General features: G+C 71.5%; 8 protein-coding genes. All 8 read left to right on the forward strand.

Going from position 1 to position 8,008, the window contains the following annotated elements:
• Window positions 1–250: 250 nt before the first annotated feature.
• Genes ACIA6A_RS12540 through ACIA6A_RS12575 form a run of 8 tightly spaced genes read left to right on the forward strand, consistent with a single transcriptional unit; the run spans window position 251 to window position 7,896 of the window.
• Complete coding sequence (locus ACIA6A_RS12540) at window positions 251–526, forward strand: Uma2 family endonuclease (protein ID WP_396097659.1); 276 nt, start codon at window positions 251–253, stop codon at window positions 524–526.
• Window positions 527–561: 35 nt separating this feature from the next.
• A complete protein-coding gene (locus ACIA6A_RS12545) occupies window positions 562–1,296 on the forward strand; it encodes a 16S rRNA (uracil(1498)-N(3))-methyltransferase (protein ID WP_396097660.1) in 735 nt (244 codons plus the stop codon).
• Between the two features lie 58 nt (window positions 1,297–1,354).
• Window positions 1,355–2,410, forward strand: coding sequence for an iron chelate uptake ABC transporter family permease subunit (locus ACIA6A_RS12550; RefSeq protein WP_396097661.1), 1,056 nt, complete (start codon window positions 1,355–1,357; stop codon window positions 2,408–2,410).
• 23 nt (window positions 2,411–2,433) lie between these two features.
• Window positions 2,434–3,453 carry a FecCD family ABC transporter permease gene (locus ACIA6A_RS12555; RefSeq protein WP_396098526.1) on the forward strand — a complete coding sequence of 340 codons (1,020 nt, stop codon included), beginning with the start codon at window positions 2,434–2,436 and terminating at the stop codon, window positions 3,451–3,453.
• A gap of 8 nt (window positions 3,454–3,461) precedes the next feature.
• Window positions 3,462–4,244, forward strand: coding sequence for an ABC transporter ATP-binding protein (locus ACIA6A_RS12560; RefSeq protein ID WP_396097662.1), 783 nt, complete (start codon window positions 3,462–3,464; stop codon window positions 4,242–4,244).
• 30 nt (window positions 4,245–4,274) lie between these two features.
• Entirely contained in the window at window positions 4,275–4,490 is a 216-nt protein-coding gene (locus tag ACIA6A_RS12565; protein WP_396097663.1) for an MbtH family protein, read from the forward strand.
• Complete coding sequence (locus tag ACIA6A_RS12570; protein WP_396097664.1) at window positions 4,487–6,169, forward strand: ABC transporter ATP-binding protein; 1,683 nt, start codon at window positions 4,487–4,489, stop codon at window positions 6,167–6,169. Before ACIA6A_RS12565 ends, ACIA6A_RS12570 begins: the two co-directional genes overlap by 4 nt.
• Window positions 6,166–7,896, forward strand: a complete 1,731-nt coding sequence (locus tag ACIA6A_RS12575) for an ABC transporter ATP-binding protein (RefSeq protein WP_396097665.1) — start codon at window positions 6,166–6,168, stop codon at window positions 7,894–7,896. Before ACIA6A_RS12570 ends, ACIA6A_RS12575 begins: the two co-directional genes overlap by 4 nt.
• Window positions 7,897–8,008 lie beyond the last annotated feature (112 nt).

Below are 8,008 nucleotides of genomic sequence, written 5' to 3' on the forward strand. Positions count from 1 at the left end.
CCCGGCGGGCGCGGCGCCCCCCCCCGCCCCCCGCCGCGTGGCGGGCGCGGGGGTGGTTGCGTCTGCCCCCCCCCCCCCCCGGGGGGGCGCGCCGGCGCCCCCGGCCCCCCCCCCCCCCCCCCCCCCCCCCCCCCCCCCCCCCCGCGCCTGTTTGCATGCCATGCCGCGCCCGGAGGCCGGATGACGCGCGGACCGCTCGCGAACTTTCCGTGGGGTTGCTGAGGCTTCGACGCTCGTGCATACTTGCTTCATGCCTAGAGGTCATGGAGCAAGTCTCGATGGCCTGCTGCTTGCTGTGGAGATCGTGTCACCCAGTTCGGTGACGATGGATGAAGTGAACAAGATGCGGGAGTATGCCGCGGCGGGAATTCCCCGGTACTGGATCGTCGCTCAGGACGAAGCGCAAACCGTGGACATGTATGTGCTCGGACCGGATCGGACTTATGAAATGGCGGCGAAGGTGCCGCTCGCCGAGGTCCTCCGGTCGCTCCCGGGGAACTACGGGCTTGACGGGCCTGCTCGCTGACCTTGTTCGTGGGCTGACCAGGTAGCGTTCGGGGCGTGTCCGCGCCGTTGTTTCTTGTCGACGATCTGCCTACTTCCTCCCGGTACACGCTCGGGGGCAAAGAGGGGCATCACGCTGCTGATGTGCAGCGGCTGAAGGCCGGGGAGGCGGTGCTGCTCTCCGACGGCCGGGGTGGGCTGGCCCGGGGTGAGGTCGCCGCCGTCGGCCGGGGCAGTGTCGACATCAAGGTGGGGAAGCGGACGCTCGTACCCGCCTCGGATCCGCGGCTGGTCGTCGTGCAGGGGATCGCCAAGGGTGACCGGGGTGAGCTGGCCGTGCAGGCGATGACCGAGATCGGGGTCGACGAGATCGTCCCGTGGGCCGCGTCGCGGTCGGTGGCGCAGTGGCGCGGCGATCGCGGCGTACGCGCGAAAGAGAAGTGGGTCTCGACCGCGCGGGAAGCCGCCAAGCAGGCCCGCCGGCCGTGGCTTCCGGTGGTCTCCGGTGATCCGGATCTTTCCACCAAGAAGGTGGCCGTGCGGTTGGGTGCGGCCAGTGCCGCGTTCGTGCTGCACGAGGAGGCGACCGACCGGCTGACCGCCGCGAAGCTGCCCGACGCCGGGGAGATCGTGCTGGTCGTGGGGCCGGAAGGTGGGATCACCGATCAGGAGCTGGGTTCGTTCGTCGCGGCGGGGGCGCAGCCGGTGAAGCTCGGCGAGTCGGTGCTGCGGACCTCGACCGCCGGGATGGCCGCGCTGGCCGTGCTGTCCGCGCGTCTCGAGCGATGGTGAGAGGCGCACCCGGGCGGCCGATGCTGACGGATAGGGAAGGCTAGCCTAAGCTTCGCCCATGGTCCTGACGCGTACGCCGGCGCCCGCGCGTCCGGAGCCGTCCGGGGGGCTTGCCGGTACCCAGGCGCGCCGTGGGATCGGGCTCGTCGTGGCGGTGACCGTTCTCGCTCTGGTGTGTCTGCTCAGCATCGCGCTCGGCACCCGGAACATCTCGCCGCACACCGTCTGGGACGCGTTCGTCCACTACGCCGACACCGACGACCAGTCGATCGTGCGGGACCTGCGGGTGCCGCGGACGATCCTGGGACTGCTGGCCGGGGTCGCTTTCGGACTGTCCGGTGCGGTCATCCAGGCGGTCACCCGTAACCCGCTCGCCGACACCCAGGTGCTCGGCGTCAATTCCGGTGCCGCGCTGTTCGTGGTCCTCGCCGTCGGGGTGTTCGGGCTGACCAGCCTCTCGCAGTACATGTGGTTCGGTTTCCTCGGTGTCGCCTTCGCGCTGACCCTGGTGTATCTGCTCGGCTCGGTGGGCCGCGGCGGTGCCACCCCGGTGCGGCTCACGCTGGCCGGCATCGCGCTCGGCGCGGTGATGGACGGGATCTCCGGCGGTATCCGGCTGGTCCGTCCGCGGGCCTTCGACTACCTGCGGTTCTGGGATGTCGGGTCGCTGTCCGGCCGGCCCGCCGACGTGGCGCTGACGATCGCGCCGTTCGTGCTGGCCGGGGCGGTGCTGGCCCTGGTCGTGGCGCGGTCGCTGAACGCGGTGGCGCTCGGTGACGACCTGGCCCGTACGCTGGGGGCGAACATCGGCCGGACCCGGGTGCTGGCCACGGTCGCGGTGATGCTGCTGACCGGGGCGGCCACCGCGGCGGTCGGGCCGATCGGGTTCGTCGGGCTGATGGTCCCGCACGTGGTGCGGTGGATCGTCGGGCCGGACCAGCGGTGGATCTTCGTGTACACGGTGGTGCTCGGGCCGGTGCTGCTGCTGGTCGCCGACATCCTGGGCCGGCTCGTGGTGCGCCCCGGCGAGCTGCGGGTCGGTGTGATCACCGCGTTCGTCGGTGCGCCCGTGCTGATCTGGTGGGTTCGCCGTGCCAGGGTGAGTGGCCTGTGAGCAGAGTAGATTTCGGCCGGCGGGTGCTCGTCCTGCGGCCGTCCACCGGGGTGAACGCGCGGGTCGCCCTCAGACCCTTGCTGGTCACCGGCATCCTCACGCTGCTGGCGCTGGCCATCGGTGTGCTGGCGCTGGGCACCGGGGAGTTCACGCTCAGCCCGTCGCAGGTCGTCGAGGCGCTGGCCGGGGAGGGCACCCGGGCGGCCCGGCTCGTGGTTGTGGAATGGCGGCTGCCCCGGGTGTTGCTCGCCCTGGTCATCGGCGCGGCGCTGGGGCTGGCCGGCGCGGTCTTCCAGGCGCTCACCCGCAACCCGCTGGGCAGCCCGGACATCATCGGGTTCAACACCGGCGCGTACACGGGTGTCCTGGTCGTCACCGTTCTTTTCGGCAACGGCTACTATTTCCTGGCCGGTGGTGCGCTGGCCGGTGGGCTCGCCACCGCCGCGGTCGTCTACCTGCTCGCGTTCAAGCGCGGGGTCCAGGGCTTCCGGCTGATCATCGTGGGGATCGCGATCAGCGCCATGCTCGCCTCCGCGAACCAGTGGTTCATCATCAAGATGGACCTGCAGGCCGCCTACGCCGCCGCATTGTGGGGTCAGGGCAGCCTCAACGGGCTCGGCTGGGCGCAGGTCACCCCGGCGGTGGTCATCGTGGGCGTGCTGGTCCTGGTTCTCATCGGGTACGGCCCCCGCCTCGCCCTGCTCGAGATGGGTGAGGATGCCGCGGCGGCGCTGGGCGTGCGCGTGGAGCCCGTACGTCTCGCGTACCTGGTGGTGGGTGTCGCCCTGACCGCCGTCGCGACCGCGACCGCCGGTCCGATCTCGTTCGTCGCGCTGGCCGCGCCGCAGCTCGCCCAGCGTCTGACCCGGACGCCCGGCATCGCCCTGGTCCCGTCCGCCGCGATGGGGGCGTTCCTGCTCATGCTGAGCGACTGGCTCGCGCAGCGGGCGTTCGCGCCGACCCAGCTGCCGGTCGGTGTGGTGACCGTGTCGGTGGGCGGGCTCTACTTCGTCTGGCTGTTGATCCGCCAAGCTCGCCGATAAGGACATCCATGAGCCTGACCGCCCGTGACATCACCATCGGATACGACAAGAAGACGATCAGCGAGCATCTGTCCCTGGAGGTGCCGGAGGGCCGGTTCACCGCGATCATCGGCCCGAACGCGTGCGGCAAGTCGACGTTGCTGCGGGCGCTCTCCCGGTTGCTCAAACCGAACGCGGGTGAGGTGCTGCTGGACGGCCGGGACATCCATTCGCGCCCGGCCAAGGAGGTCGCCCGCCGGCTGGGGTTGCTGCCGCAGTCGTCGATCGCGCCGGACGGCATCTCGGTGGCCGAGCTGGTCGCCCGGGGCCGGTTCCCGCATCAGAAACTGATCCGGCAGTGGTCGCCCGCGGACGAGGCCGCCGTGGTGTCGGCGATGGCCGCGACCGGGGTCACCGAGCTTTCCGGGGAGCTGGTCGACACGCTGTCCGGCGGTCAGCGGCAGCGCGTGTGGGTGGCGATGGTGCTGGCCCAGCAGACCCCGATCGTGCTGCTGGACGAGCCGACCACGTTCCTGGACATCGCGCATCAGATCGAACTGCTGGAGCTGTGCGTACGCCTCAACCGGGACCAGAACACGACGATGGTGGCCGTGCTGCACGACCTGAATCAGGCGGCCCGCTACGCCGATCATCTGGTGGTGATGAAGGCGGGGGCGATCGTCGCCCAGGGTGATCCGCGGGAAGTGATGACCGCCGATCTCGTGGAGCAGGTGTTCGGCCTCGGTTGCCGCATCATCGACGACCCGGAGACGCACACCCCGCTGGTGATTCCGCGCTCCAGCTTAGGCTAGCCTTACTTCTCCAGGAGAAGAGGAGTCCTCATGTCCAGCAACCCCTTCGACGACGAGAACGGCACGTTCCATGTCCTCGTGAACGACGAGGAGCAGCACTCGCTCTGGCCGGCGTTCAAGGAGATCCCGTCCGGCTGGCGCAGCGTGTTCGGCCCGTCGTCGCGTCAGGAGGCCCTGGACCACGTGGACCGCACGTGGACCGACCTGCGGCCGAAGAGCCTGCGTGACAGCATGTCGCCGCAGTGAGCCGTTCCGGTTCGCGCGTCCTGCGCCGGGTCGTCACCCGCAACGGCAAGCGGCTCTGGACCGGCACCGCGCTGATCGGTGTGCACCAGGCCTGTGAGGCGTCGATCCCGATCCTCATCGGCGTCACCGTCGACCAGGCGGTCGGGCCCGGTGACGGCCGGTCGCTGCTGCTGTGGGTGGGTGCGCTGGGCCTGCTCTTCGTCGTGCTGAACACCGCGTACCGGTTCGGGTCGCGGCAGCTGATGAAGGCGATCGCGGAGGAGGGCCACCAGCTGCGGCTCGAGGTCACCGCGAAGATCCTGCACCCGCGCGGGGCCCGGACCGGGTTCCGCGCCGGTGATCTGCTGACCGTGTCCACCACCGACGCCGACGAGACGTCGTACCTGCTCGACTATGTGCCGAGGATCGCGGGCTCGATCGTCGCCACCGCCATCAGTGCCGTGACCCTGCTGCTGATCAGCGTCCCGCTGGGCCTGGCCGTGCTGGTCGCCACCCCGATCGTGCTGGTCGTGCTGCAGGTCAGCGCGCCGCTGATCACCAAGCGGGTCGCCGAGCAGCAGGCCCAGGCCGGGCGGGCCACGTCGCTGGCCACCGACCTGGTCACCGGGCTGCGCCCGCTGCGGGGCATCGGCGCCCAGGACGCGGCCGCCGACCGCTACCGCACGGTCAGCCGCCGGTCGCTGGCGGCGACCCTGCGCGCGGCCCGCACCCAGGGCGGCTACCAGGCCGCCTCCACCACGCTGAGCACATTGCTGGCCTGCGGCATCGCGATCCTGGCCGGCTGGTTCGCGCTGACCGGGCGGATCACCGTGGGCCAGTTCATCACCGTGATCGGTTCCGCGCAGTTCCTCATGGAGCCGTTCGGTCTGCTGGCCATCGTGCCGAGCTGGATCGCCGAGGCCCGCGCCTCCGCCGACCGGGTCGCCCAGGTCACCGACGCCGGGATGATCCTGCCCGAGGGGGTGGCCGAGCCCAGCGACCAGCGTTGCGAGCTGCGCCTGTCCGGGGTGCGGCACGGCCCCCTGGAAGGCCTGGACCTGCACGTGCGTCCCGGTGAGTTCGTCGGTGTGGTCGCCCGCCGGCCCGGCGACGCCGAGGCCCTGGTGAAACTGCTCGCGATGCCCACCGAGTTCGAGGGCACGGTGCAGATCGCCGGCGTCGCGCTGGAGAGCGTCGAGCGGTCCCGGGCCCGTGGCCTGCTGCTCGTGGAACCGCACAACACGGACCTCTTCACCGGCACCATCGGGAGCAACGTGGCCCTGTCGAACGACGAGCACCTGGCGGAGGCGCTGACCGCGGCCGCCGCCGACGACGTGCTCTCGCTGTCCGCCGAGGGGCTGGACGCGCCCGTCGCCGAACGCGGCGCGAGCCTGTCCGGCGGGCAACGTCAACGCCTCGCCCTGGCCCGCGCGCTGCTCGCCCGCCCGCCGGTGCTGGTGCTGCACGACCCCACGACCGCGGTCGACGCGGTCACCGAGCACGCCATCGCGCAGGGCATCCGCGCGCTGCGGCACGGCCCGGACTCCGGCTTCGGCACCATCGTGATCACCAGCAGCCCCGCGCTGCTCGCCGCGACCGACCGCGTGGTCGTGCTCGGCGACGGTGTGGTCACCTCCGAGGGCTCGCACGCCGAGCTCGGCGACGCGAACGACGACTACCGCCGGATGGTGCTGCGATGACCCTCCCCATCGCCACGGCCAGGGAAAGCCGCGCCTGGCTGGGCGCCGAGCTGCGTACCCGCAAGGTCGAGGTCGCCTACACGCTGGGCGCGGGCATCGTCGCGGCCACCGCGACGATCATCCCGGTGTACGTGCTCGGCATGCTCGTCGACCGGGTCCGCGAGGGGGCCGGCACCTCCGCCATCGGCTCGATCTCACTGGTCATCCTGGTGTCCGCGCTCATCGGGGGCGCCGCGACCGGCCTCTCGGCGTACCTGTCCGGGCGCCTCGGCGCCCGGATGCTCGCCGACCTGCGCGAGAGCACCGTCGCGACCGCGTTGCGCCTGCCCGCGCTGGTGCTGGACCGGGCCGGCCGCGGCGACCTGCTCTCCCGGGTGGGCGCGGACATCGCGGCCATCGGCAAGGCCGTCTCCGACGTGCTGCCGCAGGTTATCTCGGCGCTGCTGCTCGGCCTGCTCAGCCTCGTGGCGATGGCCGGCATCGACTGGCGGCTCGGCCTGGCCGGTGCCGTCGCGGTGCCGTTCTACGTGTTCGCGCTGCGCTGGTACCTGCCGAAAGCCGCACCGCGCTACGCGGATCAGCGGGTGGCCATCGCCGAACGCTCCCAGCTGCTGGTGGAGAGCATGCAGGGACTGCGGACGGTGCACGCGTACCGGCTCGAGGACCGGCACCTGGGTGAGATCGGTACGGCCTCCCGCAAGGCCCGGGACATCTCGGTGAACGTCTTCATCCTGTTCACCCGGTTCGGTGGCCGGATCAACCGGGCCGAGTTCTTCGGGCTCGCGGTGATCCTGGTGACCGGCTTCTGGCTGGTCCGCAACGGCTCGGTGACGGTCGGCGAGACCTCGGCGGCGGCGCTGCTGTTCCACCGCCTGTTCAACCCGGTCGCCATGCTGATGTTCACCTTCGACGAGATGCAGTCCGCGGGTGCGAGCCTCAGCCGGCTGGTCGGCGTGGTGCGGATGGACGTGCCGGTGGTGCCGTCCGGCGAGCGTCCGGCCGGATCGGCGCTGACCCTCGACAAGGTCGGCTTCAGCTACGACGGCACCACACCGGTGCTGCACGAGGTGTCGCTGCGGATCGAGCCGGGGGAGCGCGTCGCCCTGGTCGGTTCCACCGGGGCGGGGAAGACCACGGCGGCGTCGATCGCCGCCGGCATCCTGCGACCGACGAGCGGTTCCGCGTACGTGGACGGGGTCCCCGTTGCTGATCTGCCCCCGCGGACCGTGGCCATCGTCAGCCAGGAGACGCACGTCTTCGCCGGCCCGCTCATCGAGGATCTGCGCCTGGCCCGTCCGGGCGCGTCCATCGACGAGGCGGTGGCCGCGTTGGCGAAGGTCGGTGCGCTGACCTGGGCGCAGGCGCTACCCGAGGGGCTGGACACGCTGGTCGGCGACGGTGAGCACGAGCTGACCGCGGCCCAGGCACAGCAGCTCGCCCTGGCCCGGCTGGTCCTGCTGGACCCGGCCGTGGCGGTGCTGGACGAGGCGACAGCGGAAGCGGGCAGCGCGGGCGCCCGGGCCCTGGAGGACTCCGCCGCGGCGGCGCTCGAGGGACGTACGTCACTGGTCGTCGCGCACCGCCTCACCCAGGCGGCGGCGGCGGACCGGGTCATCGTGATGGAACACGGGTCCATCGTGGAGTCCGGCCCGCACGACGAGCTGGTCGCGGCCGGTGGGCGCTATGCGAGCCTCTGGGCCGCGTGGTCGTCGCGTACCCCTGCGTAATTGCTGCCGTCGGTGGCCCGGGCCGTTTCGGTCCGGGCCACTGTGTTTCTCCGATGAGAGGTTAGGCTAACCTAAATCCGCGTCGGTGACGCGCGCCCTCAGGGCGTTCCAC

Source organism: Actinoplanes sp. NPDC051494 (assembly GCF_044454705.1).
Lineage (GTDB): Bacteria > Actinomycetota > Actinomycetes > Mycobacteriales > Micromonosporaceae > Actinoplanes.

Coding starts and splice junctions, on each gene's coding strand:
- ACIA6A_RS12565 (WP_396097663.1), top strand. CDS start 4,275: ATGTCCAGCAACCCCTTCGACGACGAGAACGGCACGTTCCATGTCCTC.
- ACIA6A_RS12550 (WP_396097661.1), top strand. CDS start 1,355: ATGGTCCTGACGCGTACGCCGGCGCCCGCGCGTCCGGAGCCGTCCGGG.
- ACIA6A_RS12540 (WP_396097659.1), top strand. CDS start 251: ATGCCTAGAGGTCATGGAGCAAGTCTCGATGGCCTGCTGCTTGCTGTG.
- ACIA6A_RS12560 (WP_396097662.1), top strand. CDS start 3,462: ATGAGCCTGACCGCCCGTGACATCACCATCGGATACGACAAGAAGACG.
- ACIA6A_RS12575 (WP_396097665.1), top strand. CDS start 6,166: ATGACCCTCCCCATCGCCACGGCCAGGGAAAGCCGCGCCTGGCTGGGC.